The following is a 26,627-nucleotide window of genomic DNA, read 5'->3' on the forward strand; positions in this document are numbered from 1 at the left end:
TGGATTCAAGCGTTAAGGCAATCACGATCAACGGCGCGGGCTGGCCAATCAGCGACACATCAGGCGCTTTTGTCGTGCCAGACAGCTTTTTCAGGGGCGGGTCGGCTTTTTCAGGGGAATGCCGGCGGCGGCCCCTCCCCGTATCAGGCCAACTCGGCTTAAAAGAGCGGCATGGCCAAGCTGTACTTCCACTATGCGACGATGAATGCCGGCAAGACGACGATGCTGTTGCAGGCATCGTATAATTATCGCGAGCGCGGCATGGGCACGATGCTGTTCGTCGCCGGCCACTACCGCAAGGGCGATACCGGCCTGATCTCGTCGCGCATCGGCCTGGAGACGGAAGCCGAGATGTTCCGCGACGGAGACGATCTGTTCGCCCGCGTCGCTGATCACCACGCGCATACATCTGTCCATTGCGTCTTTGTCGACGAGGCGCAGTTCCTCGAGGAGGAGCAGGTCTGGCAGCTCGCCCGTATAGCCGATCGCCTGAACATTCCGGTCATGTGCTACGGCCTGCGCACCGATTTCCAGGGCAAGCTGTTTTCCGGCTCGCGCGCGCTGCTGGCCATAGCCGACGATTTGCGCGAAGTGCGCACCATCTGCCGCTGCGGCCGCAAGGCTACGATGGTCGTGCGCCTCGGCCCCGACGGCAAGGTGGCCAGGCAAGGCGAACAGGTGGCGATCGGCAAGGACGTCTATGTCTCACTCTGCCGCCGCCACTGGGAGGAAGAGATGGGCCGCGCCGCGCCCGACGACTTCATCGGCTTTATCAAGGGCTGACTCTATCTCTTGGTTTTGGAGCAATTCCCGAGGGAAGCGCCGAGACACGCCACTTCGGAAACCGCCAACCAAGCCGCACACCAAGCGTCGCCAGTGCAATCAGCGCCATGCCGGCAGCCTGCGCCGGTCCGAGCGGATGCCCATAGATCGCCCAGTCGACGATGATGGCGACGACCGGGTAGATGAAGGTGATCACGCCGATCACCGGTGTCGTCAAGCGTGGGAAGGCCGAATTCATCAACACATAGGCAATGCCGGTGTGCAGCACGCCGATGCCGAGCAGCCAGCCCCATGACGCAGGCGCAATATGTTGGCCGATGTCAGCGAACGGGGCGAGCATGACGATGCCCACCACCGTCTGGCAAAGCACGGTGATCTCCGCGCGCTGCCGGCCAAGGCCCTTGGCCAGGATCGTTGCAACGGCATAGAGCAGGGCGGCGCCCAGCGTCAGCGCAATGCCCAGCGCCCAGCTGGCATCGGCATGGGCGTGCGCGACGACGAGGCCGCTGGCCAGCACGACCCCGACAAACGCCCCGAACATCCACAACAGTTGGTCGAGCGAGATGCGTTCCCTCAGGAAGGCCACGCCGATCAGGACCACGAAGAACGGCTGGACATGATAGACGATCGTCGTCGTGGCGATCGACGTCATGGCGAAGCCGGCGAAGAAGGCCGTCCAGCTCAGCACCATGCAGACGCCGGCAAGTGCTGCAAGGGCAAGCCGGGATGGCGACAGCGTCCGGTCCGGCAGATAGCCGCGCAACAGGCACCATGCGAAGAGGAAGATCGCGCCGAACACGCACCGCCAGAAGACGACGGTGACGGGATGCAGCCCCGATTCCGTGACGAAGGCGCCGACCGTGCCGGCAATCACCATCGCCAAAGCGAGGCTCGCGGCCGGAAAGCGAGCTGTCGATGCGTCTGCCATGGGTGTTCGTCCAGCTGGTACTCCAGCCATCTGGTCATCGGCGCGGCCTTCAAACAAGCGAATAGATTTGGAATGATCTATTCGATATGCTGATAGCAGCATGGCCGCGCCACTCGATCTCAATCTGCTGAAAACCTTCGTCGCCGTCGTCGAGAGCGGCAGCCTTTCCAATGCAGCACCTCGGGTCGGCCGCAGCCAGTCGGCCGTCAGCATGCAGATGCAGCGGCTGGAGGAGATGGTCGGCAACCAGCTTCTGGTGCGTGGCCCCAGAACGGTCACTCCCAATGCCATCGGCGAGGATTTCCTGATCTATGCGCGCCGGTTGCTGAAGCTGTCGGATGAGGCATGGGCGAGCGTCACCCAGCCGAAGGAGACCGGCAGCGTCCGTCTGGGTGTGCCGGACGACTATGCGGCCTTCCTCTTGCCGCCGGTGCTGTCGCGCTTTGCGGCGGAGCATCCCCTGGTGACGGTGGAACTGATCTGCGAACAATCGACGGCGCTGGTGAAGACGCTGGCCGAGGGACGGCTGGATCTCGCCATCGTCACCCGCTTGCCGGAGCAGCCGCTCGACGTGATCCGGCTGGAACGTTTCGTCTGGGTCGCCTCGCCAAACCATGTGGCATGGGAGACCGCCCCGCTTCCGGTCGCCTTGTTCGAACCAGGCTGCGCCGCGAGGATGAATGTCCTGCAGGCGCTTGGCGATGCCGACCGCTCCTATCGCTGCACCTATTCCAGCGCCTCTTTGCTTGGCCTGATCGCGGTCGTCCAAGCAGGACTCGCGGTGGCTGGCCTCGCCCTGCGCAGCGTACCGCCATCGCTGCGCATCATCGGCGGCAATGAAGGGCTTCCGGTGCTGCCGGACCTCGAAATCGGCATCCTGCGCAACCCTCTGTCGATGACGCCGGCGGTCGAACGGCTGAATGACTTCCTGCGCCGCGACCTGGCACAGCAGGCCTGACTTGCAATACCAATCCCGCCACGATGCAGCGTTTGTTAAGGCCTCGGCCCTATAAGGCCGACAGCCAGAGCTCTCCGGGGTCAGCCATGTTTCGAGCCGCTTCGTCCGCCAGCTTTCTTCTCCTTGCCACCTCCCTTGCCGCCCATGCCGGCGGTGACCCGGCCCTGGGCAAGAAGGTCTTCAACCGGTGCATCGCCTGCCATGAAGCGGCCACCGACCGCGACAAGGTCGGCCCGCATTTGATGGGCGTCGTCGGCCGCACCGCCGGTAGCGCCGAGAGTTTTCTTGGTCACTACTCCGAGGCGATGAAGAGTGCCGGTGCTGCCGGCCTGGTGTGGGATGAAGCCAATCTCGCCGAGTATATCAAGGCCCCCAAGCTGAAAGTGCCCGGCAACAAGATGGCGTTTGCCGGCCTGACCAAGGACGACGACATCGCCAATGTCATCGCCTATCTGAAGGCCGATCCCAAGCCCTGATCCGCTGTTCGTCAGTTCTGTAAAGCCGGCTTTCGCGTCGCATATCGCGGCCACGATTGCTTCAGTGGTTTGCCGAATACAAAGGCATCCGTGCGCCATCGCTTTGCCGCATGAAAGTTCAATGACAGCTGAACTATGCCTAACCGGCAAGCTAATCACGCCATGACCCCACCTTCACTAACTTTCAAGACCGCGACGGATTCTTTTGTTTTCGAGGCGGGTGTTGTCTTGCGTCTTTCAATCCCCGGATGCCCCACATATATTCGCCGCTGTTCGCGACCAGCGACGTGATGCCGAAGCGGGAGGCCCCAATGGCGACATTGCAGAATTTCGACGCCGAAATTGCCAAGACCAAGCAGGTCGTGCAGGATATGCGCACCAAGATCGAGCAGTCCGGCACCGTGCTTGATACGCTCGCCACCGCCGACAAGAAGATCGGCGACGCCAATTTCGACATCGAGAACGCCCGCATCGAGGACGTGCTGAAGCAGCAGAAGGTGATGGAAGGCAACATCGCCGACCTGATCATCGGGCTGGAGGACGCCACCAACGTCTTCGGCGCCGAGTTCGAGAGCATGAAGAACTACACCGGCTGGGAAAAATTCATCGGCGTCTTCTCCAGCCAGAGCAAGCAGCGCATGCGCACCGACCGCGTCCGCAACATGTCGCTGGCCGGCAATCTGCAGGAACTGCTGGTCAAGTCAGACACCATCGTCGGCATCCTGAAGGCGCAAAAAGAAGTCCTCGATCAGCGCTACAAGACCTCCGAGACCAGCCTGTCGCAGGTCATCGAGCGCCGCAAGACCACGATGACCAACCTCGAAGCCGTGCAGAAGCGCATCGAGGAACTCAATCCGATGCTGCTCGACATCGAAAACAAGATCGCAGCCTCGACCAGCCAGAAGGACCGCACGCAGCTCGAAGGCGACCGCTCCAAGCTGGCGACGGAATACAACGAAAAGCAGGCCAAGGAGCAGGAACTGCTGGCCGAAAGCCAGACGCTCGAGCGCTACACCTCGATGTTCCAGACCTTCGTTGATTCGCTCAACAACCAGATCGCCGCGCAATCGACGCTGATCAACAAGCTGACCATCGATACCGAGCAGCGCATCGTGCTCTACAAGGCGCTGGAAGATTCGCTGAAGACCGCCGCGCAGCAGGATGTCGCCCACAAGATCAACACGCTGGGCAGCCAGGTCGACAACACGGCCGAGGAAACCATGGCCGGCATCGGTGCTGCATCACAGAAGCACATCGGCGACCTGCTCGAGATGCACGAGAAGAACATGGTCGCCAGCGCCGACATCCAGCGCCGCAAGAAGCTGGCCGACGATGCCTTCGCCCGCCGCTTCGACGAGGTGCTGAAGAAGCACAATTCGGCAAACTACGTGCAGTCTTAGGGGTGACAGGACTGCCCGCGAGCGCACAGGCATGACCCCCGAAAACGAAGCGGCTGCACGGTATTTCTCCGCCATCACGGCCGCGCTCAGCGGCCTTGAAGTGTTCATGCGCGACGATCGCTCGCCGCTCTACCGGCATGGCATCGTCGCCAAGATCGTCGCCGAATACATTGCCCGGCTCGACAAGTCGTTTGCCTGCTGGCGCAACCGGCTAGGCTTCATGGACACGTTCCGCATTTCGCGCGCCGAAAGTGGCTTCCCGGTCTTCCAGAACCTGCTCGAACTGGAAAATGACCGCCGCCAGGCCGATGCGCGGCTTGCCAACATTCCGCTGGCCGGCGAGTTGCGCGAGGAAATGGCCGACTTCATCCTGCGCCACAAGGAATTCCCCGAGGCGCTGCAGAAGTCGATGGCCGAGCGGCTCTATCTCGAGGACGTGAAAAGCGAGAACACGTTCGGCCCGTTCACACTGGCGCAAACGGCTAACGTCTCGGTCAATCCGAAGACGGCGCGACCTTATTATCTCGTCCACTGGGCGACGTTCGACGGCAGTGCCAACCTGCCGCTGGTCTATATGGTGACGGTGGAGGATTCTTCCGAAGCGATGATCCGCCAGCTCGTCGACAGAAACGGCAAGCTGAACGAGACGATCGACATTCCGCTGCCGGTCGACGGCCTGCTCAATCCCGAGCTTGCCCACCGTTTCGACGATTTCACAGAGAAGAATTCCGCCTATACGCTGTCGCCGGCGACCATCGCCGTCAACCTCGACAAGGATTTCGAGCCGCTGCACCCCAAGCAGTTGCGTCGCGTCGTGCTCGGCCCGTTCTATTCGGCCGGCATCACCGACAACAATTCGACGGTGACCGAGGTTCTGGCCAAGGTGCGCAAGCCGGAAAATGCCTGGCTGCTGACCTGGACCATCCAGGAGGTCTACTCCAAGGGCGAGAAACCCGGCCGCAAGGGGCTGTTTTCGAGCGAGAAGACGACGCAGGAATTCTTCATCAACACCGACGATCTGGAAGCCGCGCGCCAGGGCGTGTCGAGCTACGAAAACCATGCGCTGATCCCGCACGAAGCCTACCAGGCGCTCTACGCAGCCGGCGAGGCGCAGAAGATTTTTGCCGGCTACAAGGTTCACATCCTGTCCAACGGACAGGTCATCTCAGACGTCTGACCGTCACACCACGGAGCACCCTTCATGGATACCGGCCTGACCACCATCCCGGAAGCCGCCATAGAGAAGCACCGCGCCACCGCGCAGAGCTTCATCACCCGCATTGTCGTGCTGGAGGATCCGTCACGCGAGTCCGGCACAGCACTTGCCGGCACCAACCGCCGCTTCGTCTCCACCGTCTCGGTCGGTTCGGTGCGCCGCACGCGCGAGGTCGAGCTGTCGAAGACAGTCGGCGCCGTCCATCCCGACGACCAGCTGCTGACCATTCCGCAGCACACGCTCTTGTTTCGCGCCCGGCGCGGCACGGCGATCGCGCTGGCCATATCGGACGTCTTTGCCGAAGGCTCGGACCTCGAAAGCCTGCAGGCCAGGAACACGCGCGCACCGCTCGAAGGCGACGAGGCGTCCACCTTCAAGAAGCTTCTGTCGGCGTCGGCTTACATCTCAGCCTTCAGCCTCGCCTCCTATCTGTTCCAGCTGATCGACAGCGACGGCGAGGCGCCCAACGATAGTCCCGAACCAGACTTCCTGTTCGACACGCCGCAGGATGCGGTGAAGTCGATCCTCGCCGGCCTTGACAAGGCAATCTCGGGATCGTCTGACGACGCCGACCTGATGACAAGGGCACGCGCCTTTGCCCGCGTCGCCATCGACGGGCTTCTGGCGCGCAAGGGTCGCTTCGACGGCATCGGCCCGTTCGAGAACGCCCATATCCGCATCGATGCCGACGATTTCACCCTCGATGGTTTCGACGTCGCGCCGGGCAAGCGCTCCAAGCCGCTGGTGATGACCTTCAAGAAACCGGAAGAGGTCGTCGGCAACCACATAGCCAAATACCAGTCGGTCAAGCTCGCTAAGATGCTGATGGCCTTCGACTTCGAGCGCGAACTCAATCCGTTCGTCGAGCTCGGCGGCTTCCTGTTCACCTTCATCGGCGACGGCGCGCCCGGCACCGGCAAGACGACGCTGATCCAGATGATCGCCGGCCTCGTCAACGGCTATTGCCAGGTCGCCGGCTATCCCTTCGCCTATGAGAATTTCGGCGTCGACCAGATCTCGTCCTACCAGGGCAAGTCGGGCCAGAACTGCCGCCAGTTCATCAACAATGTGCTGAACCCGCGCGTCATCGGCTTCGGCACCATCGACGACATCGATCAGGTGGCGGCGCGCCGCTCCGACGACCGCGCCTCGGCCGGCCAGCAGGAGATCACAGGCGTTTTGATGGATGCCTTCGCCGGCGCCGCCACCGTGGTGCGCGGCAACTGCTCGTTCGGCATGTTCTCCAACTATCCTGAAAATGTCGACGACGCATTGCGCCAGCGCGCCGGTGCCCGCTGGCTGGTCGACGGGCCGCAGTCGCGCGACGACTACATCGACATCTTCGTGCTGCTCGCCGGCAAGAACCACAAGATCCCGCTCGGCGACCACGATCTCTACGCCGCGCAGGAAATCCAGCGCGCCGTGACCGAGGCCTATGAGGAACACGAGAAGCCGCAAGAGGACGGGCTGATCAAGGTCTACGAACGCTACATGAAGGAGAACGGCGCGCCGAAGTCGATGGCCGACATCGGCACCTATCTGCACCTGATCAAGGATGCCGAGCCGCGCTTCACCGGCCGCGCCATCAAGAACGTCACCGACGCCATCAAGATGCGCGCCATGGACATCGAGCTTCCCGACGACTGGTTCGAGAAGCCGGAAGCCTTCATGCACAAGGGCTACGACGAGAAGAAAGCGATGATCGAGGAACTGCGCGGGCCTTTCTCGATGGACATAGTCATGCAGGAGATCAACCGCTACGCCGACTCGGAGTTCCGCTATTCCGACAAGTCCGACGATGCCGCTGTGCAAAAGCTGCTGCGCGACGCCCGCCTGCGCGAACGGGCCGCGCGCGAGATGGAGGAGATGAAGAAGAAGGGGCTATGGAATGCCTAAAGGTAGGCAATGACCCACGCCAAGAAACCCGATCTTCTGCGCGACAATGAGCTGATCTATGGCCGGCTGCTGACGGTCGACGAGCCGCATCTGATCCAGCGCTATAACAAGGCGCTGGCTGCATTCGGCCTGAAGCCGACCAAGCTGAAGAGCTTCCAGATCGACCGCACCGGCTTCTCGCCCGAAGTGGCAGAGGAATGCGGCGACTATGATTATCTCGATCCCAACGAGGTCAACCGCCGCTTCATCATCCTGACGCCGTCGCAGATCGACCTGCCGGTGGTGCACACCGCCTTCTCCAACACCTCGCAGCTGATGTTCGAGTTCATGTCCAAGAACCAGCGCGCCATCGACGCGCTGACCATCAAGGACGTCATCTACGGCGAGATCGAGGATTCCGTTCCCAAGGTCAACGACATCGAGGACCTGCTGTCGATCAGCCAGGTCGAGTTCAAGGTGCTGTCAGCCGAGGATGTGTTGGGCAAGGCCGCCGAACTCGGCAAGCTCGTCGACCGGTTGAAGCAGGAGCCTGACGCCTGGCGTGACAACGCCATGCTGACCCGCATGGTCGAGCTCGCCAAGATCTGCGGCGACATCCGCGAGAACGCGCTGGTGCCGGACCAGGTGATCTTCCGCCACAACGCCTACTGGACCAGCCATTTCGGCGGCCTTTACGTGTTCGTCGACCCGGACATGACGACGGTGATCAGCGATCCGGCCGCACCTGGCTTTCGCCGTTCGCGGCCGTGGCAGGTCAGCTATCTCTCGATCAACGACGCCGACAAGGTGTTCAAGTTCCTCGCCACCACCGGCCGCATCGAGCTGCCGCGTGCCTCCTGGGTCGAGGCCTCGGGCTATCTCGAGCACCGCGCCGAGATGGTGGTGCGCGCGCTGATCCGCGATGCCGAGCCGAACCGCAACCTGACCGATGTCGACAAGGTCTGGCTGCAGACCTGGATCCAGAGCCATGCCGACCTGATCACCAGGGATGGCAACTTTCCCTTCCTCAACGCCGCCAAGCGCGAGATCGCCCAGCTCGGCCACCTCAAGATCGAGGATGTCTTCCCGCAGCAGCGCTTCCTGGTGATCCGCGCCAAGCCGGATCATCCCGACGCCTGGCTGACCAACCGGCTGATCTCGGATTTCGTGCTGTCGGACTTCGTCTCGCGCTACATCTTCAACAAGCAGGGCTTCTACAAGGACTATGACGGCTTCAGCGACGCCTGGCGATCGCATGTTGTGGACGTTCTCAAAACCACATATTTGAAGGACAAGGTGGCGTTTCGCACACGCCTCTACGGCCTGACTGACTAGAGCGGTTCACCGTCTAACGGAAACGCCGAACCGCTCTATCCCGTTGATTTGACGCAATTCCGGATGGAAAACCGTTTCACACTTTTCCTGGAATTGCTCTAGAACGAAATGACCCGTTATTTCGTTCTAACTTGTTGTTTTGGCGCATGATGTTATCCAAAAAGTCTGCAACTTTTTGGCATTATGCTTTGAGGGGGTGACATCGCCATGCTTGATCCGATCGTGAACTTCTTCACCCGGATTTTCCAGTGGATCGGCCGCGGCATCGGCCTGCTCATCGGCGTGATCCTGTGGCCGTTCCTGTGGGCCGGGCGCTGGTACACGCAGCGCGGCTGGATCCTCAAGGCGGCGGTCGGCGTCGCTCTGCTGGTGCTGATCGGCCTCTATGCCAACTTCTTCTACGCCACCCAGTGGTGGAACAATTTCAACCCGAACTATCCCGACACCTACACGTTCGAGAAGCGCAACGTCTCCGCCGGCGAACAGGTCTCGGCGGGCGCCGGCACCGACACCGCCAAGACCTGCGGCAACTCCGGCATCGCCCAGGTAGCCGCCGACCTGACCGACTTCAACGTCAACCAGAATGCCTGGATCTCGTCGATGATCCTCTACAAGCTCGGCTTGTTCGGCATCGACTGGGACAACACGCCGTGGATGGACAACAAGGCTTCGTTTCAGCGCGGCATCAACCAGGCGGTGCGGCGCACCGCGACGGAACTTGCCGACAATCTCGGCCGTGTGCGCACCACCTCGCAGATCGACAGCGATCTGCAGAATGCCCGTGGCAACCTGCAGTTCGACGAGGAGACCTGGTATTTCGGCCTGAATCCGTTCGGCCCCAAGACGCCGACGCCAAGCTACTATCGCGACGCCGTGCGCATGCTGCGTTCCTTCAACGCTCGCCTCGCCACCTGCCAGGCGACGTTCGACGCCCGCGCCGACAATCTGAAACAATATATCGACCGCATCTCGTCCGACATCGGCTCGACCTCGGCGATCCTCAAGGAACGCGCTGAAAACCACAACAATGGCTGGTTCGATTTCCGCGCCGACGACCGCTTCTGGTTCGCCTATGGCCAGCTCTATGGCTATTACGGCCTGATGAAGGGCGCCCAGGCCGACTTCGAGGACGTCATCAAGGAAAAGCATCTGCAGAACCTGTGGGACACGATGGACTCGCAGTTCGTCTCGGCGCTGCGCATCCAGCCCTTCATCATCGCCAATGGCCGCGAGGACGGCTGGATCTTGCCGACGCATCTGACGACGATGGGCTTCTATGTGCTCAGGGTGCGCTCCAACATGGTCGAAATCAGCAACGTTCTAACGCAGTAAGGCTGTTCAGCCCAATGCATGTCGCCCAAAAGTGGTCCCGGTTTTGGGAGAACGAGATGCATAAAAATAAAAGCCTAAAGCGCGGTGCGCTTTAGGCATGCGATGGCGAATTTGCGCCGTCGCCTCTGTCGCATTCCGTGCATTGTGCGGCTGTTTTGAGACGGCGGAGCGACGCGTCCTCTGGCTTCTATACGGCGCGGCAACGGAGCCAGGAAGAACCGATGACAGGTCGGCCGGTCCGCAGAGGAATTTTCTTCATAGGAAACATAGTTGCATGCAAGTTGACGCCGCGGCCGCGACAGGGTTAGAACATGCCCGCGCCCGGTTCCAACCTGCTTGCCAGTAAGATCAAACCCGTCCCCTCCACAGTCCAATCCAGAGGAAAGCCGTCATGGCCGAAGTGAAGTCCGACATCGAGATCGCGCGCGGCGCCAAGAAAAAGCAGATCCAGGAGATCGGCCAGAAGATCGGCATCCCGACCGAACATCTGCTGCCCTACGGCCACGACAAGGCCAAGATCTCAGCCGAATTCATCAAGTCGGTGAAGGGCAACAAGGACGGCAAGCTGATCCTCGTCACCGCCATCAACCCGACGCCGGCCGGCGAAGGCAAGACCACGACCACGGTCGGCCTTGGTGACGGACTGAACCGCATCGGCAAGAAGGCGATCGTCTGCATCCGCGAGGCGTCGCTCGGCCCGAATTTTGGCGTCAAGGGCGGTGCCGCCGGCGGCGGCTATGCCCAGGTCGTGCCGATGGAGGACATGAACCTCCATTTCACCGGTGACTTCCACGCCATCACCACGGCGCACAATCTGCTTTCGGCGCTGATCGACAACCACATCTACTGGGGCAATGAGCTCGGCATCGACACCCGCCGCGTCGTCTGGCGCCGCGTCATGGACATGAACGACCGCGCGCTTCGCGAGATCATCTGCTCGCTCGGCGGCGTCGCCAACGGCTTCCCGCGCGAAGGCGGCTTCGACATCACCGTCGCCTCCGAAGTGATGGCCATTCTGTGCCTGTCCACCGACCTGAAGGACCTTGAAAAGCGCCTCGGCGACATCATCGTCGCCTACCGTCGCGACAAGTCGGCGGTTTATGCCCGCGACCTCAAGGCCGACGGCGCCATGGCCGTGCTGCTCAAGGACGCCATGCAGCCCAATCTGGTGCAGACGCTGGAGAACAACCCGGCCTTCGTGCATGGCGGCCCGTTCGCCAACATCGCACATGGCTGCAATTCGGTCGTCGCCACCACGACGGCGCTCAAGCTTGCCGACTATGTCGTCACCGAAGCTGGCTTCGGCGCCGACCTTGGTGCTGAAAAATTCTTCGACATCAAGTGCCGCAAGGCTGGACTGAAGCCGGCGGCGGCGGTCATCGTCGCCACCGTGCGCGCCATGAAGATGAATGGCGGCGTCAAGAAGGAAGACCTCGGCAAGGAAAACGTCGAAGCGGTGAAGAAGGGCTGCGCCAACCTCGGCCGCCACATCGAGAATATCCGCCAGTTCGGCGTGCCGGCGGTGGTTGCCATCAACCACTTCTATTCCGACACCGACGCCGAGATCCAGGCGATGAAGGACTATGTCGCCTCGATGGGCGAAGAAGCGATCCTGTGCAAGCATTGGGCCCACGGCTCGGCCGGCATCGAGGAGCTTGCCAACAAGGTGGTGGCGCTGGCCGAATCCGGCGCCTCGCAGTTCGCGCCGCTCTATCCCGATGCCATGCCGCTGTTCGAGAAAATCAACACCATCGTCCAGCGCATCTATCGCGGCTCGGAAGCGATTGCCGACAAGTCGGTGCGCGACCAGCTCAAGGCCTGGGAAGACGCCGGCTACGGCCACCTGCCGGTCTGCATGGCCAAGACCCAGTATTCCTTCTCGACCGACCCGAACCTGCGCGGCGCGCCGACCGGTCACACCGTGCCGGTTCGCGAGGTCAGGCTTTCGGCCGGTGCCGGCTTCGTCGTCATCATCTGCGGCGAGGTCATGACCATGCCCGGCCTACCCAAGGCTCCGTCCTCGGAAAAGATCTTCCTCAACGAGGCCGGCCAGATCGAAGGCCTGTTCTGAGACTTTGCAGTTTCGACGAAAAGGGCGCCGCAGCGATGCGGCGCCCTTTTCGTTTTCGGATCGCCCTAGGCAGCGCTGCGTGACAGCGCCCGCTGGTTGGAGCCGAAGATCGTGTCACGTTCCGGCAGCGCGCCTGTCTTCAGGCACTCGACCCATTCGGCGGTCTTGAGCACGGCGGCGAAGCGCGACTGCAGGATGATCGTCACCACGCGGTGGATCTCCTCGGCCGAGGCGTAGCCGGCGCTGTTGGCGTAAGGCACCGAGCCGGTCGCATCCGACAGGAACTCGACGGCAAAGCCCATATGCACGGCGTGGATGATGGTCGACAGGTCGCAATTGTGCGTCATGTAACCGACCACGGTGATCGTATCGATGGCGTTGGCACGCAGCCAGTCCTCGAGGTCAGTGCCGGTGAAGGCGGAGGGCAGGTTCTTTTCGACATAATGATCGCGCTCACGCCTGGCGATTTCGGGATGGAGTTCGCCGCCATGGCTGCCCTTGGCGAAGATCGGCGATGTCTCGGGCGCCATCTGCTTGACGACCACCACCTTGATACCGGCAGCAGTCGCTGCATCCATGGCGCGCCCCACATTGACGACGCTGTCGCGGAATGGCGGATGCTGGATGGCGAGATTGCCGCCGTCATAGTCGTTCTGCACATCGACGACGATCAGCGCCCGGCGCGGCGTGGTGTTGGCTGGGTCAGACATGGTGTTTTCCTTTCCGGCTTGAATGCGATGGATCAAAAATAGGCGGGTTCCCAGACAGCCGAAAGTGGCCCGATTGACATCATTCGAAAGAATTGGGACAATCCGCTTTCAACTGCCGGAAGCAAACATGACCAACCCGACCATTGCCGTCCTCGCCTTCGACGGCATCAGCCCGTTCCATCTTTCCGTGCCGTGCTTGGTCTTCGGCGAGGACAGGACGGCGCTTGGCCTGCCGCGCTTCGACTTCCGCATCTGCGCGGCCAAGGCCGGCCCGATCCACACCGAGGCCGGACTGACCGTTGCGGCGCCGCATGGGCTCGACGGGCTCGACGGCGCCGACATCGTCATCATCCCAAGCTGGCATCATCTGGGCGAACCGGTGTCGCCGCTGTTGATGGAGACACTACGCAGAGCGCACGGGCGCGGCGCCTTGATCGTCGGCCTGTGCCTCGGAACCTTCGCCATTGCCGCGGCCGGGCTGCTTTCGGGCCGCCGAGCCGCGACGCACTGGGCCTATTCCGAGCAGTTGCAAACACTCCATCCCGACATCGCCGTCGATGCCACGGTGCTCTATGTCGACAATGGCGACGTCGTGACCTCCGCCGGCGTCGCGGCCGGCCTCGACTGCTGTCTCCATATCGTGCGCGCCCGCTATGGCGCGGAAGCAGCACTCCGGCTCGCCCGCCAGATCGTCCTTTCCCCGCATCGGCAGGGCGGGCAGGCGCAATTCATCGAGCATCCGGTGGCAAGAAGCGCGGATGCCGACCGTTTCGCCCAGGCCCTCGACGCGGTTCGAGCGACGCTTAGCGAGACGCACAGCCTCGACAGCGTTGCCGAGGCCGCCGGCCTCGCCCGTCGCACCTTCACCCGCCGATTCCAGAAATCGATCGGCACCAGTTTCGGCGAATGGCTGGCCAGCCAGCGGATCGAACTGGCGCAGCGCCTGCTGGAGGCAACGGAGAAATCGATGGACATGGTGGCCTTCGAAGCCGGCTTCGGCAGCGCCACGTCGCTGCGCCAGCATTTCGCCGCAAGGCTCAAGACATCGCCGGCACAATACCGGCGTGAGTTCTCCAGGCGGGCTGATCAGGACGAGCGCATGACGTACGTCCTGTCGTCCTGATCTGTTCAGTTCCGCTTGACCGCTCGTGCCGGATTGCCGACCACGGTGGTGTTCGCGGCCACGTCGCGCGTCACCACCGCGCCGGCGCCGACGATGGCACCTTCACCGATGCTGACGCCGCCAAGGATGACGGCTGAGCCGCCGATCCAGGCATCGGCGCCGATCTCGACCGGCCTGGCGATCTCCAGTCCGGCCTGCCGCCCACTGGCCGCCTTGTGGTGCTCGGCGCAGTAGATCTGCACATTGGGGCCAAGCAGCGTTGCCTTGCCAATACGCACGTTTGCCGTGTCGAGAATGGTGCATCCGGCATTGAGGAAGACGCCATCCCCGAGGAAGATGTTGAAACCATAGGCGCAGTGGAACGGCGCTTCGATGCGAGCCCCCTCGCCGGCTTTGCCGAGCAGAGCCTTCAGGCCAGGCCCGAGGTTTCCGCGCTGACGGGGTGGCAGCGAATTGTGTTCGAACACCGCGTCACGCGTTATTACCCGCAATGCCTCCAGTTCGTCATCGAGGCACGTGTACCATTGGCCGGCCGCCATCTTTGCGCGCTCGCCTCCAGCCATGACGATGTCTCCCTGTGACGTCACTGCCAAAGCACAATTGCAGTGAACGGGAAAGTGCCAGCATCCGGCAGCACCGTGCGCGAAAATCCATTCTGATTTTTCGGAGTCATGCGCTGGTCAAATGCCGGTCCTATGCTAGCCTGCTGTTGCTGGGCCGTCCTGGCCCGGTGATCGAGGGGGATCAACCATGCTGTATATTCTCGCACTTCTGATCGGCGTCATTGCCGGTCTTCGCGCCATGACCGCGCCGGCCGCAATTGCCTGGGGTGCTTATCTCGGCTGGCTGCCGGTTGCCGGCACCTGGGCGAGCTTCATGAGCCATTGGGTGGCTGTCGGCATCTTCACCATCCTGGCCATCGTCGAGCTGGTCACCGACCAGTTGCCATCGACGCCGAGCCGTAAGGTACCGCAGCAATTCGGCGCCCGCATTGTCATGGGCGCCTTCACCGGCGCGGTGATCGGCGCCACCGGTGGCGCCACCATCGGCGGCCTGATTGCCGGCGCCATCGGCGCTGTCATCGGCACGCTGGGCGGCGCCGAAGCACGCGGCCGGCTCGCGGCCGCCTTCGGCAAGGATCAGCCCGCCGCCCTCATCGAGGACGCGGTGGCGATTATCGGCGGCCTGCTGATCGTAGCGGCGGTGGTATGACGGCCAAGACCTTCGACGCCATAATCATCGGCGCCGGACAGGCTGGCCCTTCGCTGGCCGGCCGGCTGAATGCCGCCGGCATGAGCGTGGCGCTGATCGAGCGCAAGCTGATCGGCGGCACCTGCGTCAACACCGGCTGCATGCCGACCAAGACCATGGTCGCCAGCGCCTATGCCGCGCATCTGGCGCGCCGCGCCGCCGACTACGGAGTGACGCTCGGCGGTCCAGTCGGCGTCAATTTCAAGGCGATCAAGGCACGCAAGGACAAGGTGACGATCGACGCGCGCACCGGGCTCGAGACCTGGATCGCCGGCATGGACAAATGCACGCTCTATCGCGGTCATGCGCGTTTCGAATCCGCCAACACGGTGCGCGTCGGCGACGACCTTCTGACTGCCGAGAAGATCTTCCTCAACACCGGCGGCCGCGCCTCGGTGCCCGCCCTGCCCGGTATCCACGACATCGACTATCTGACCAATTCCTCGATGATGGATCTCGACGTGCTGCCGCGCCATCTCATCGTCGTCGGCGGCAGCTACATCTCGCTCGAATTCGCACAGATGTTCCGCCGCTTCGGTAGCGAAGTTACCGTCATCGAGAAGAGCCCGCGCCTGACCGGCCGCGAGGACGAGGATGTCTCCGCCGCCATCTTGTCCATCCTCGAAAACGAAGGCATATCGGTTCATACCGGCGCCGACGACATCGCTTTCGCCAGACAGGGCAAGGACATTGCCGTGACCTTCTCGGCCGGCAAACCGTCGGCGGTTGGCTCGCATGTGCTGCTGGCTCTGGGACGGACGCCCAACACCGACGATCTCGGCCTCGACAGGGCCGGCGTCGAGGTCGACAAGCGCGGCTTCGTCACCGTCGACGACCAGCTGCGGACCAGCGTACCCGGCATCTGGGCGATGGGCGACTGCAACGGCAAGGGCGCCTTTACCCATACTTCCTACAACGACTACGAGATCGTCGCCGCCAATTTGCTCGACAACGATCCGCGCAAGGTCAGCGATCGCATCGAGGCCTATGCGCTCTACATCGACCCGCCGCTCGGCCGTTGCGGCATGACCGAGGCCGCGGTGAAGAAATCCGGCCGTCGCGCGCTGGTCGGCCAGAGGCCGATGACCCGCGTCGGCCGCGCCGTCGAAAAGGGCGAGACGCAGGGCTTCATGAAGATCCTGGTCGACGCCGACACCAGGGAGATCCTCGGCTGCTCGGTCCTCGGCCCCGGCGGCGACGAGGCGGTGCATTGCGTGCTCGACCTGATGTACGCCAAGGCCCCGGTCGACACGCTGGCGCGCGCCGTGCACATCCACCCGAATGTCTCGGAGCTGTTGCCGACCATTGCCCAGGAACTCAAGCCGCTGGCCTGAGGCCCGGGCTTCTGGCCGGTCAGCCCAGTTCGCTCAACATCGCCTCCAGCCGGCCCAGCAGAAGCACGGCGCCATTCAGTTCGCTATCGCCAACGTCCTTGAGCAGATCGGCCCGCAGCACCGACAGCAAGCGCTCGATCTCGGTCACTCGGCTGCGGCCGGCATCGGTTAGCGACAGGATCTTGGCCCTCCGGTCGAACGCGTCCTCGGTGCGCGTCACCAGCCCTTCCTCGACCAGCAGGTCGACGATGCGCACCAGCGACGGTCCCTCGAAGCCGAGATGATCGGCAAGCACGCCCTGGCGGAGATTGTCGCCGAGCCGCGACAGCATCACCAGCGGCATGGCGGTGGCATGCGATAGGCCGCAATCATCAAGCGCCTTGTCGGCCGCGCGCCGCCACAGCCTGGCGACTGATATAACGAGTTGGCCAAACCTGGCACGATCCGGGTCTTGCTTGGGCATGGCGGAAAAGATAACATGCTATCTATTAGGATGCGATAAATTCTTTTCCTTGGCGAAGCCCCCGTCGCCGAAACCGGAAGCCGGCCTCCATTGATCGCCCTACGGCCTTTTCTTGGCCGCCGCGACCGCGAGACCTCGCCATCCGGGCAAGCGTGAGGATCGACATGTCAGACCAAGATACCAACACATCCGGCGGCGTCTGGCTGCTCGTTCTTTTCGGCCTGGTGCTGATGATTATCGGCCTGCCGCTGCTCTATGGCGGCGTCGAGCTAATCGGTCTCGGCGGCTCCTGGTATTACGCGCTGGCCGGTGCCGGCATCATCGTCTCCGGTTTTCTCTACGCCTTGCGCCGGCGAGCAGGCTTCTGGCTCTACATCCTCGTCTTCCTCGCCACGGTTCCCTGGGCGTTCTGGGAAGCCGGGTTGAATTTCTGGCCTCTGGTGCCGCGGCTGGTCGCGCCCACAGTGCTGGCCGTGGTCGCCCTTCTGCTGGCGCCGCTGTTTCCGTCATCGCGCGGCGGCAAGCGCGGCCCCTTCGCCCTTGCCGGTGTTCTCGTGCTCGGCCTGGTCGCCACCGCCGCCTATGCCTTCCAGCCGCATGGCGTGATCCACAACACGGTCGCGGCCACCGAAGCTCCGACGCCGGCCGCGGCAGCCTCCAGCACCGACTGGCGCCACTACGGCCGCACGCCGGCCGGCACGCGCTATGCGCCGATCGCTGAGATCACCAAGGACAACGTCAAGGATCTGAAGGTCGCCTGGACCTTCCGCACCGGCGATGTCCCGGCCAAGGGCGCCGAAGACCAGAACACGCCGCTGCAGGTCGGCGACACGGTCTACACCTGCTCCTCGAAAAACATCGTCAACGCACTCAACGCCGAGACCGGCGAGCCGCGCTGGAAGTTCGATCCGAAGGCCTCGGCGCCGCTGTGGCAACGCTGTCGCGGCGTGAGCTACTACGAGCCCACGGCCGCCGCGCCAGCGGCTGGTGCCACCGCGACCGCCTGCGCCGGGCGCATCGTCATGACCACCATCGACGCGCGGCTGATCGAGATCGATGCGAAGACCGGCCAACCCTGCGCGGATTTCGGCCAGGGCGGCACCGTCGACCTCAAGCAAGGCATGGGCGAGGTCAAGCCTGGCTTCTACTTCCAGACCTCGGCGCCGACCGTCATGCGCGATCTGGTCATGATCGGCGGCTGGGTCTGGGACAATGTCGAGACTGGCGAGCCCTCCGGCGCTGTTCGTGCGTTCAGCGCCAGGACCGGCGAGTTGGTCTGGGCCTGGGATCTCGGCAACCCTGATATCACCAAGCTGCCGCCGGAAGGCCAGAGCTACACGCGCGGCACGCCCAACGTCTGGTCGACGCCGAGCTATGACGACGCGCTCGGCCTCGTCTATCTGCCGACCGGCAACGCCACGCCCGACTTCTTCGGCGCCGAACGCAGCAAGGCGGCGGAAGACTATACCGCTTCGGTCGTCGCGCTCGACATCGCCACCGGCCGCGAGCGCTGGAAATTCCAAACCGTGCATCACGATCTGTGGGACTACGACCTTCCCTCGCAGCCTGCTCTTTATGACGTGCCCGACGGCAAGGGCGGCAAGGTGCCGGCGCTGATCCAGGTGACCAAGCGCGGCCAGATCTTCATGCTCGATCGCCGCGACGGCAAGCCGATCGCCGAGGTGCAGGAAAAGCCGGTGCCGCAGGACGGCGGCGCCAAGGAGGATTTCCTGTCGCCGACCCAGCCCTATTCGGTCGGCATGCCTTCGATCGGCGACAAGCCGTTCACCGAGGCAAGCATGTGGGGCGCCACACCGCTCGACCAGCTCTATTGCCGCATCGGCTTCAAGAGGCTGCGCTACGAGGGCGAATTCACGCCTCCGGGCCTGACGCGCTCGCTGCAGTTTCCCGGCTATTATGGCGGCATGAACTGGGGCAGCGCCTCGATCGACGAGGCCAATGGCTATCTGATCGTCAACGATATCCGCATGCCGCAATTCGTCGAGCTGCTGCCGCGCGCCGTGGCCGACAATTATGGCCCGTCGGCCGCGCATGATGGTCTCGGCACCCAGCTCGGCACGCCCTATGGCGCGCTCAAGAACGGCTTCATGTCGCCTTTGGGTGTTCCCTGCCATCAGCCGCCCTATGGCACCATCAGCGCCATCGACCTGAAGTCGCGCCAGCTCGTCTGGCAGGTTCCCGCCGGCACGCTGCAGGATACAGGCCCGCTCGGCATGAAGACCGGCCTGCAGATCCCGGTCGGCATGCCGTCGCTCGGCGGTCCGGTGACCACGGCGGGCGGCCTCGTCTTCTACGCCGGCACGCAGGACTACTATCTGCGTGCCTTCGACGTCGCCACCGGCGAGGAACTCTGGAAGGGCCGCCTGCCGGTGGGGGCACAAGCGACGCCGATGACCTACACTTCGCCTGAAAGCGGCCGTCAGTTCGTCGTCGTCTCGGCGGGCGGCGCGCGCCAGTCACCTGATCGCGGCGACTACATTGTCGCCTATGCCTTGCCGAAGGCGCCGTGATCCCGGAAACCAGGGGGATCTCACTCCCGATCCGATCGGGGTCATCAAACGGGGCGCGCCAGCGCCCCGTTTCTTGTCTGCTCCTCGCTTTCTGCATTGCTGCATTGCAGCAATGGTGCTTGTGAACCGGGCATACCGTCGCGCAGTCTCAATTTGAACCGATTCAGTCTGGACGCCCCATGCCTTTGCCGATCCTTGCGCTTGCCATTGCGTCCTTCTGCATCGGCACCACCGAATTCGTCATCATGGGCCTGCTGCCGGAGGTCGCCGCCGATCTCGGCGTGTCCATTCCTTCGGCGGGCCTGCTGGTCACCGGCTATGCGCTGGGCGTCGTCTTCGGCGCCCCGATCGTCGCGATGGCCACCGCGCATTTGCCGCGCAAGCCGGTGCTGGTCGGGCTGGCCGTGCTGTTCGTCGTCGGCAATCTGTTTTGTGCCATCTCGCCCGACTACTGGACGCTGATGGCCGCACGTGTCTTCACCGCCTTCGGCCATGGCGCCTTCTTCGGCATCGGCTCGGTCGTTGCCGCCAGCCTGGTGCCGCGCAACAAGCGCGCCAGTGCCATCGCGCTGATGTTCGCCGGGCTGACGCTGGCCAACATCCTTGGTGTTCCCGCCGGCACGGCACTAGGCGAAGCCCTCGGCTGGCGCGCCACCTTCCTCGCCGTCGTCGGCATCGGCCTGATCTCGGTGGCAGCCATTGCCTGGCTGGTGCCGTCCGACGTTGCCGAGCCGAGCGGTGGCGGCCTGCGCGGCGAGCTGCGCGTGCTGGGCAAGCTGCAGGTCTGGCTGGCGATGCTGATCGCGGCGCTGACCTCCGCAAGCCTGTTCACCGTCTTCACCTACATCAAACCCTACCTCACCGACGTCTCCGGTCTGTCCACCTCTGCGGTCACCTGGGTGCTGCTGCTGTTCGGCGCCGGCATGACCATCGGCAACATCATCGGCGGCAGGCTGGCCGACTGGAAGCTGATGCCGACGGTGATCGGCACGCTGCTCGCGATGGCGCTGCTGCTGGTCGGCTTCATGCAGTTCGGCACTATCGCCAGCGTTGCCATCGGCATCGTCTTTCTGTGGGGCCTGCTGATCTTCGTCGTCGTACCGCCGCTGCAGATCCGCGTCGTCGAGGCGGCCTCCGAGGGGCCGAACCTCGCCGCCACGCTGAATCAGGGCGCCTTCAATGTCGGCAATGCCAGCGGCGCCTGGATCGGCGGAGTGGCCCTTTCCGCCGGTGTTTCCTATGCCAATCTGCCGCTGGTCGGTGCGGTGATCGCCTTGTTGGCGGTCGCCGTCGCTGTGCTGTCGCAGGCGCTGGACCGGCGAGCGCCCGTCATCCCGCTTCAGGCTCCCGCAGAGTAACCGCTTGCGCCCATAGCGCGGCAGGCTGGACCAATCGACATCGGCGCTTTCAAATGGGCATGTCTTCTGGCTCTAGAGCAATTCCAGGAAAAGTGTGAAGCGGTTTTCCGTCCGGGATTGCGTCAAAACAAAGAGATAGAGCAGTTCGGCGTTTCCATGAAACGGCGAACTGCTCTAGATGGAGGAAGTCATGCAGAAATCGATCGAACGCATCGCCGGCGAAAGCGAAGGCGTTTCCTACGAATTCCCGCTGTTCCGCTTCGAGGGTACTGACAAGGCCGCCCCTTCGGCCTATCTGCAGGCAGCGCTCCATGCCGGCGAATTGCCGGGCGTCGTCGCCATCGACGCGCTGATGCCGATGCTGGCCAAGGCCGAAGCCGAAGGCCGCATCAAGGGCAATCTCACCATCGTGCCCTGGGCCAACCCGATCGGCCGGGCGCAATATCATTTCGGCGAGCATCAGGGCCGTTTTCATCTGGGCACGCGCACCAATTTCAACCGCGGCTTCCCGCTGCTCGCCGCGCCCGACACAGCACTCTTGCCCGACACCACCCTTGGCAGCGTCGACCAGCGTCTGAAGACCCGGCTGGTGCAGTTGTCGCTCGGCCATGACATCGTGCTCGACCTGCACTGCGACGACGAGGGTCTCGCCTATCTCTACGTCCACACCAGCCTGTGGCCGGCCATGGCCGATTGTGCCACCGCCATGGGCGTCGATGCGGTCGTGCTGTGGAGCGAGGACACCGCCGGCACGTTCGAGGGCGCCTCGATCATGCCCTACCAGAACGTTCCCGATGATGTGGCCAAACTCGACCGCCGCGTCGCCACCACGGTCGAATATCGCGGCATCCTCGATGTCGACGGCGCCCTGGCCGCCGCCGACGCCGAAGGCCTCTACAGGCTGCTGGTGGCGCGTGGCGTGATCACCGATACCACCCTGCACACCCCCGGTCCTTTCGCCGGCTTTGTAGCCCCGTTGGAAAACATCGACATGACGCCGTCGCCTCGGGCGGGTGCCGTGCTCTACGACGTGAAACCCGGCGACCGCGTCGCCAAGGGCGCGCGCCTCGCCACCATCGTCCATGCACCGGGTGAAACCGATGGCCGCACCGAAGTCTTCGCACCGCAGGACGGCATCATCCTGACCCGCCGCTCGCGCCGCATCATCCGCGCCGGCGAGGATCTTCTGAAGCTGGTCGGCGACAAGAAGAGCACCGATGCGAGGTCGGGGACGCTGGAGGACTGACCTAACCCGAAATAGCCCGCCGCGCCTTCGCCTCCAGCCATTCCGCCATCTGCCGGTAAGGCACCGGGCCGTGACTGATGCGGGCGACACCCAGTTCCGCCAGCCGCTGGCGCGGCGGCACATGCGCCAGCGCAATGATGTTGACCGGCAATGCAACTGCACTGCAGAGCGTCTCGATCAGGCCCTCATCGCCAAGACCCGGCGCAAAGAAGCCGTGCGCGCCGGCTTCTTCGAAGGCCTGTGCGCGCTCGATGGCCTGGTCGAGCAGGACGTCATCATGCGCATCCGGTTTCGCCTTGAGGAAGATGTCGGTTCGGGCGTTGATGAACGCCGGTATGCCGGAAGCCTTGACGGCCGCCGCCGCGGCTTCGATGCGTTTTAGCTGGACAGCAATGTCATGCAGGCCGCTGCCGCCAACAATCTGGTCTTCGAAATTGAAACCAACAGCGCCGGCCCGCAGCGCCAACGTTACCGTGCGAGCAACGATTTCCGGATCGACGCCGTAACCGCCCTCGAGGTCCATGGTCACCGGCAGGTCGACCGACCCGACGATGCGCTTGATGTTGTCGAGCGCCAGCTCCAGCGGGATTTTCTCGCCATCGGCGTAGCCGAACGCGGCAGCCACCGGCCAGCTTCCGGTGGCGATCGCCTTGGCGCCCGCCTTCTCGACGATCTTGGCCGAGCCCGGATCCCAGGCATTGTAGAGGACGATCGGGTTTCCCTTGACGTGGAGGGAATGGAACGTCCGCGCGCGCTCGATCTGCTCGGTCATTGGCTTTTACCCATCTTCCTGCTGTTGGATATACAATCTAGGCGGCACTGTGGGCTCTGGCGATGTGCCATGAGCTGCAGAAGCGGCAGCCAACGAAGAGACTTTCAAACCTGTTGCGCATCCTCCTTTTCGCAGCTATGGATTTCGCCATGAACATGCGTTCGACCAAGACCATTTGGTGGTGGGCCTGCTGACAGCGGCCTGTTCGAACACGTGCGCGTGAAAAGAGAGGGTGGCCGCAACGGAAAGTCCGGGCGGCCATTTGTTTTTTCCAAGCCATTCCCGGGTCCGTTGCCCCAAGAAGCTGATGGAGACGGCAATGACGATGAAGGTTCTGGAAAACGGGGCGGAAAGTTTCGTGACCGCGGGTGGCATCACCATCACCCGCGAGCGCCACGACCGGCCCTATGCGGGCGCGATCGACGCTTACGTCGACGGCTTGAATTCGCGTCGCGGTGCGGTGTTTTCCTCCAATTATGAATATCCCGGCCGCTACACGCGCTGGGACACCGCCATCATCGACCCACCGTTGGTCATCTCAGCACGTGGCCGCGCCATGCGCATCGAGGCGCTGAACGGCCGTGGCGAGGCGCTGTTGCCGGTCATCGGCAAGGCGCTCGCCAGCCTGGCCGATGTCGCCATCGCCGAGACATCGAAGAAACTCATCCGCCTCGACGTCGCCAAGCCCGGCCGTGTCTTCACCGAAGAAGAGCGCAGCCGCGTCCCTTCGGTGTTTACCGTGCTGCGCGCCATCACCGCTCTGTTCAAGACCGAGGAAGACGCCAATCTTGGTCTCTATGGCGCTTTCGGCTACGACCTCGCCTTCCAGTTCGACCCGGTCGACTACAAGCTCGAGCGCAAGCCAAGCCAGCGCGACCTGGTGCTGTTCCTGCCCGACGAGATCCTGGTCGTCGACCATTATTCGGCCAAGGCCTGGACCGATCGCTACGACTACGCCGGCGACGGGTTTTCGACCGAGGGGCTGCCGCGCGACGAAATCGCCGAGCCGTTCAAGAGCCCCGACCGCATCCCGCCGCGTGGCGACCATGAACCGGGCGAATACGCCAATCTGGTGCGCAAGGCGATGGATTCGTTCAAGCGCGGCGACCTGTTCGAGGTCGTGCCCGGCCAGATGTTCTACGAGCGCTGCGAAACGCAGCCATCCGAGATTTCGCGCAAGCTGAAAGCCATCAACCCCTCCCCCTATTCCTTCTTCATCAATCTGGGCGAAGGCGAGTATCTGATCGGCGCCTCGCCGGAAATGTTCGTGCGCGTCAACGGCCGCCGCGTCGAGACCTGCCCGATCTCCGGCACCATCAAACGCGGCGACGACGCCATTTCCGACTCAGAGCAAATCCTGAAACTGCTCAACTCGAAGAAAGACGAATCCGAGCTGACCATGTGCTCGGACGTCGACCGCAACGACAAGTCCAGGGTCTGCGAGCCGGGTTCGGTGCGCGTCATCGGCCGCCGCCAGATCGAGATGTACTCACGCCTGATCCACACCGTCGACCACATCGAAGGCCGGCTGCGCGAAGGCATGGACGCCTTCGACGCCTTCCTGTCGCACGCCTGGGCGGTCACCGTCACCGGCGCGCCGAAACTGTGGGCCATGCGCTTCATCGAACAGAACGAGAAGAGCCCGCGCGCCTGGTATGGCGGCGCGATCGGCATGGTCAATTTCAACGGCGACATGAACACCGGCCTCACCTTGCGCACCATCCGCATCAAGGACGGCATTGCCGAAGTGCGCGCCGGCGCCACGTTGCTCTTCGACAGCATTCCCGAGGAAGAAGAAGCCGAAACCGAACTGAAGGCATCCGCCATGCTCTCCGCCATTCGCGACGCCAAGACCGGCAATTCCGCCAGCACCGAGCGCACCACCGCGCGCGTCGGCGACGGCGTCAACATCCTGCTGGTCGACCACGAAGACTCGTTCGTCCACACGCTAGCCAATTATTTCCGCCAGACCGGCGCCAATGTCTCGACCGTGCGCACGCCGGTTCCCGAGGAGGTGTTCGACCGGCTGAAGCCCGACCTTGTCGTGCTGTCGCCCGGCCCCGGCACGCCGAAGGACTTTGATTGCGCCGCCACCATCAGACGAGCGCGTGCCCGCGACCTGCCGATCTTCGGTGTCTGCCTTGGCCTGCAGGCGCTGGCCGAAGCCTATGGCGGCGAACTCAGGCAGCTACACATACCGATGCACGGCAAGCCGTCGCGCATCCGCGTCTCCAAGCCCGGCATCATCTTCTCCGGCCTGCCTAAGGAAGTCACCGTCGGCCGCTACCACTCGATCTTTGCCGACCCGGTGCGCCTGCCCGACGATTTCATCGTCACTGCCGAAACCGAGGACGGCATCATCATGGCCTTCGAGCACCGCAAGGAGCCGATCGCCGCGGTGCAGTTCCACCCGGAATCGATCATGACGCTCGGCCACAATGCCGGCATGCGCATCATCGAGAACATCGTCGCCCACCTGCCGCGCAAGGCCAAGGAAAAGGCCGCCTGACGATCATGGCTGAAGCCGAGAACACGATGGCGATCACGGCCAAGGCGGCCGCGAAGCGCAAGGTTGCCAACCTCGCCTTCTGGTCGATCGTTGTCGCCTTTGTCGTGCTCGCTCTGAAACTTGCTGCCTGGTACGTCACCGGCTCTGTCGCGCTCTATTCGGACGCGCTGGAATCGATCGTCAACGTCATCGCCTCGGTCGCCGCCTTCTGGGCGATCCAGGTCAGCTACAAGCCGGCCGACCAGGATCACCCGTTCGGCCATCACAAGGCCGAGTATTTCTCGGCAGTGCTGGAAGGCGTGCTGATCGTGCTCGCCGCCCTTTTGATCCTCAACGAGGTCTGGCGCTCCTGGCAGACGCCGGCACCGCTCGAACAGCCCTGGAGCGGCCTTGCCGTCAACGGCGTTGCCACGGTCATCAACGCCTTCTGGGCCTGGACGCTGATCCGCGCCGGCAGGACCGAGAAATCGCCGGCACTGGTCGCCGACGGCAACCACATCATGACCGACGTGGTGACCTCGATCGGCGTCTTCGGCGGCCTTGTCGGAGCGATCCTGACCGGCTGGCAGATCCTCGATCCGGCGCTTGCCGTCATCGTGGCGCTGAACATCCTGTGGCAGGGCTGGCACGTCATCGGTTCGTCAATGAATGGCCTGATGGACCGCGCCGTCGATACGGCAGAACACATGCGCATCCGCGACGTCATCTCGGCCAATTGCAAGGGCGCGCTCGAGGTTCATGACCTCAAGACCCGCATCGCAGGCCGTGCCACCTTCATCGAGTTCCACCTGGTCGTCGACGCCGACATGACGGTCGGCGCCAGCCATGTCATCTGCGACCGCATCGAGGACGCGCTGAAAGCCGAAATCCCCTCGGTGCGCGTCACCATCCATGTCGAACCCGACGACGAGGCCAAGCTGCCCAAGGGCACGACGGCCGTGCCGTTCGCGTGAGGC

General features: G+C 63.3%; 22 protein-coding genes. 17 read left to right on the plus strand and 5 right to left on the minus strand.

Features of this window, described 5'->3' with window-relative positions:
* The first annotated feature begins 171 nt into the window (after positions 1–171).
* Positions 172–783: a thymidine kinase gene (locus EJ076_RS29175; protein ID WP_024504537.1), complete on the plus strand. Its 612-nt coding sequence runs from the start codon at positions 172–174 to the stop codon at positions 781–783.
* Here EJ076_RS29175 and EJ076_RS29180 read toward each other — a convergent pair.
* The gene (locus EJ076_RS29180) at positions 773–1,711 is read right to left on the minus strand and encodes a DMT family transporter (RefSeq protein ID WP_126070194.1); all 939 of its coding nucleotides are present in this window, start codon (positions 1,709–1,711) and stop codon (positions 773–775) included. The genes EJ076_RS29175 and EJ076_RS29180 overlap by 11 nt on opposite strands.
* 100 nt (positions 1,712–1,811) lie before the next feature.
* Between EJ076_RS29180 and EJ076_RS29185 the strand changes: the two genes are divergently transcribed.
* The 8 genes from EJ076_RS29185 to EJ076_RS29220 all read left to right on the plus strand — a co-directional run bounded on the left by EJ076_RS29185 (position 1,812) and on the right by EJ076_RS29220 (position 12,374).
* On the plus strand, positions 1,812–2,669 hold the full coding sequence (locus EJ076_RS29185) for a LysR substrate-binding domain-containing protein (RefSeq protein ID WP_126070195.1): 858 nt from the start codon (positions 1,812–1,814) through the stop codon (positions 2,667–2,669).
* An 86-nt stretch (positions 2,670–2,755) separates the two neighbouring features.
* Positions 2,756–3,145 (plus strand): cytochrome c family protein, encoded by a 390-nt coding sequence (locus tag EJ076_RS29190; RefSeq protein ID WP_126070196.1) that lies wholly within the window; start codon positions 2,756–2,758, stop codon positions 3,143–3,145.
* A gap of 311 nt (positions 3,146–3,456) precedes the next feature.
* Positions 3,457–4,545, plus strand: a complete 1,089-nt coding sequence (locus tag EJ076_RS29195; protein ID WP_109661265.1) for a hypothetical protein — start codon at positions 3,457–3,459, stop codon at positions 4,543–4,545.
* A 31-nt stretch (positions 4,546–4,576) separates the two neighbouring features.
* Positions 4,577–5,722, plus strand: coding sequence for a hypothetical protein (locus EJ076_RS29200; RefSeq protein ID WP_109659679.1), 1,146 nt, complete (start codon positions 4,577–4,579; stop codon positions 5,720–5,722).
* 24 nt (positions 5,723–5,746) lie between these two features.
* Positions 5,747–7,657: an ATP-binding protein gene (locus EJ076_RS29205; RefSeq protein ID WP_126070197.1), complete on the plus strand. Its 1,911-nt coding sequence runs from the start codon at positions 5,747–5,749 to the stop codon at positions 7,655–7,657.
* A 9-nt stretch (positions 7,658–7,666) separates the two neighbouring features.
* Positions 7,667–8,971: a DUF6638 family protein gene (locus EJ076_RS29210; protein WP_126070198.1), complete on the plus strand. Its 1,305-nt coding sequence runs from the start codon at positions 7,667–7,669 to the stop codon at positions 8,969–8,971.
* A gap of 207 nt (positions 8,972–9,178) precedes the next feature.
* Positions 9,179–10,303, plus strand: a complete 1,125-nt coding sequence (locus tag EJ076_RS29215) for a DUF2333 family protein (protein WP_126070199.1) — start codon at positions 9,179–9,181, stop codon at positions 10,301–10,303.
* Between the two features lie 391 nt (positions 10,304–10,694).
* Positions 10,695–12,374 (plus strand): formate--tetrahydrofolate ligase, encoded by a 1,680-nt coding sequence (locus EJ076_RS29220; RefSeq protein ID WP_109659669.1) that lies wholly within the window; start codon positions 10,695–10,697, stop codon positions 12,372–12,374.
* 65 nt (positions 12,375–12,439) lie between these two features.
* On the opposite strand, the gene EJ076_RS29225 is transcribed toward EJ076_RS29220, so the two are convergent.
* The gene (locus EJ076_RS29225) at positions 12,440–13,084 is read right to left on the minus strand and encodes a cysteine hydrolase family protein (protein WP_126070200.1); all 645 of its coding nucleotides are present in this window, start codon (positions 13,082–13,084) and stop codon (positions 12,440–12,442) included.
* A 127-nt stretch (positions 13,085–13,211) separates the two neighbouring features.
* On the opposite strand from EJ076_RS29225, the gene EJ076_RS29230 reads away from it, so the two are divergent.
* Positions 13,212–14,207 carry a helix-turn-helix domain-containing protein gene (locus EJ076_RS29230; RefSeq protein WP_126070201.1) on the plus strand — a complete coding sequence of 332 codons (996 nt, stop codon included), beginning with the start codon at positions 13,212–13,214 and terminating at the stop codon, positions 14,205–14,207.
* Positions 14,208–14,212: 5 nt separating this feature from the next.
* Here the strand turns inward: EJ076_RS29230 and EJ076_RS29235 are convergent, their stop codons facing one another.
* Complete coding sequence (locus tag EJ076_RS29235) at positions 14,213–14,770, minus strand: sugar O-acetyltransferase (RefSeq protein WP_126070202.1); 558 nt, start codon at positions 14,768–14,770, stop codon at positions 14,213–14,215.
* Positions 14,771–14,957: 187 nt separating this feature from the next.
* Here EJ076_RS29235 and EJ076_RS29240 point away from each other — a divergent pair, with 187 nt between their 5' ends.
* A complete protein-coding gene (locus EJ076_RS29240; protein ID WP_126070203.1) occupies positions 14,958–15,419 on the plus strand; it encodes a DUF4126 domain-containing protein in 462 nt (153 codons plus the stop codon).
* Positions 15,416–16,792 carry an FAD-containing oxidoreductase gene (locus EJ076_RS29245; protein WP_126070204.1) on the plus strand — a complete coding sequence of 459 codons (1,377 nt, stop codon included), beginning with the start codon at positions 15,416–15,418 and terminating at the stop codon, positions 16,790–16,792. The genes EJ076_RS29240 and EJ076_RS29245 overlap by 4 nt, the downstream gene beginning before the upstream one ends.
* Before the next feature lie 19 nt (positions 16,793–16,811).
* Here the strand turns inward: EJ076_RS29245 and EJ076_RS29250 are convergent, their stop codons facing one another.
* Entirely contained in the window at positions 16,812–17,255 is a 444-nt protein-coding gene (locus tag EJ076_RS29250) for a MarR family transcriptional regulator (RefSeq protein ID WP_109659659.1), read from the minus strand.
* A 164-nt stretch (positions 17,256–17,419) separates the two neighbouring features.
* Between EJ076_RS29250 and EJ076_RS29255 the strand changes: the two genes are divergently transcribed.
* The 3 genes from EJ076_RS29255 to EJ076_RS29265 all read left to right on the plus strand — a co-directional run bounded on the left by EJ076_RS29255 (position 17,420) and on the right by EJ076_RS29265 (position 22,390).
* Positions 17,420–19,786 (plus strand): membrane-bound PQQ-dependent dehydrogenase, glucose/quinate/shikimate family, encoded by a 2,367-nt coding sequence (locus tag EJ076_RS29255; RefSeq protein ID WP_126070205.1) that lies wholly within the window; start codon positions 17,420–17,422, stop codon positions 19,784–19,786.
* Between the two features lie 179 nt (positions 19,787–19,965).
* Positions 19,966–21,144 (plus strand): MFS transporter, encoded by a 1,179-nt coding sequence (locus EJ076_RS29260; protein WP_126070206.1) that lies wholly within the window; start codon positions 19,966–19,968, stop codon positions 21,142–21,144.
* A gap of 190 nt (positions 21,145–21,334) precedes the next feature.
* Entirely contained in the window at positions 21,335–22,390 is a 1,056-nt protein-coding gene (locus EJ076_RS29265) for a succinylglutamate desuccinylase/aspartoacylase family protein (RefSeq protein ID WP_126070207.1), read from the plus strand.
* A 1-nt stretch (position 22,391) separates the two neighbouring features.
* Here EJ076_RS29265 and EJ076_RS29270 read toward each other — a convergent pair whose 3' ends face one another.
* Positions 22,392–23,162, minus strand: a complete 771-nt coding sequence (locus EJ076_RS29270) for an isocitrate lyase/phosphoenolpyruvate mutase family protein (RefSeq protein ID WP_126070208.1) — start codon at positions 23,160–23,162, stop codon at positions 22,392–22,394.
* Positions 23,163–23,481: 319 nt separating this feature from the next.
* Between EJ076_RS29270 and EJ076_RS29275 the strand changes: the two genes are divergently transcribed.
* Together EJ076_RS29275 and EJ076_RS29280 are read left to right on the plus strand one after the other, a co-directional pair.
* Positions 23,482–25,671 carry an anthranilate synthase gene (locus EJ076_RS29275; RefSeq protein ID WP_126070209.1) on the plus strand — a complete coding sequence of 730 codons (2,190 nt, stop codon included), beginning with the start codon at positions 23,482–23,484 and terminating at the stop codon, positions 25,669–25,671.
* A 5-nt stretch (positions 25,672–25,676) separates the two neighbouring features.
* Complete coding sequence (locus tag EJ076_RS29280) at positions 25,677–26,624, plus strand: cation diffusion facilitator family transporter (protein WP_126070210.1); 948 nt, start codon at positions 25,677–25,679, stop codon at positions 26,622–26,624.
* The last annotated feature ends 3 nt before the right edge of the window (positions 26,625–26,627 follow it).

The sequence above is a fragment of the Mesorhizobium sp. M7D.F.Ca.US.005.01.1.1 genome (genome assembly GCF_003952545.1).
Taxonomy (GTDB): domain Bacteria; phylum Pseudomonadota; class Alphaproteobacteria; order Rhizobiales; family Rhizobiaceae; genus Mesorhizobium; species Mesorhizobium loti.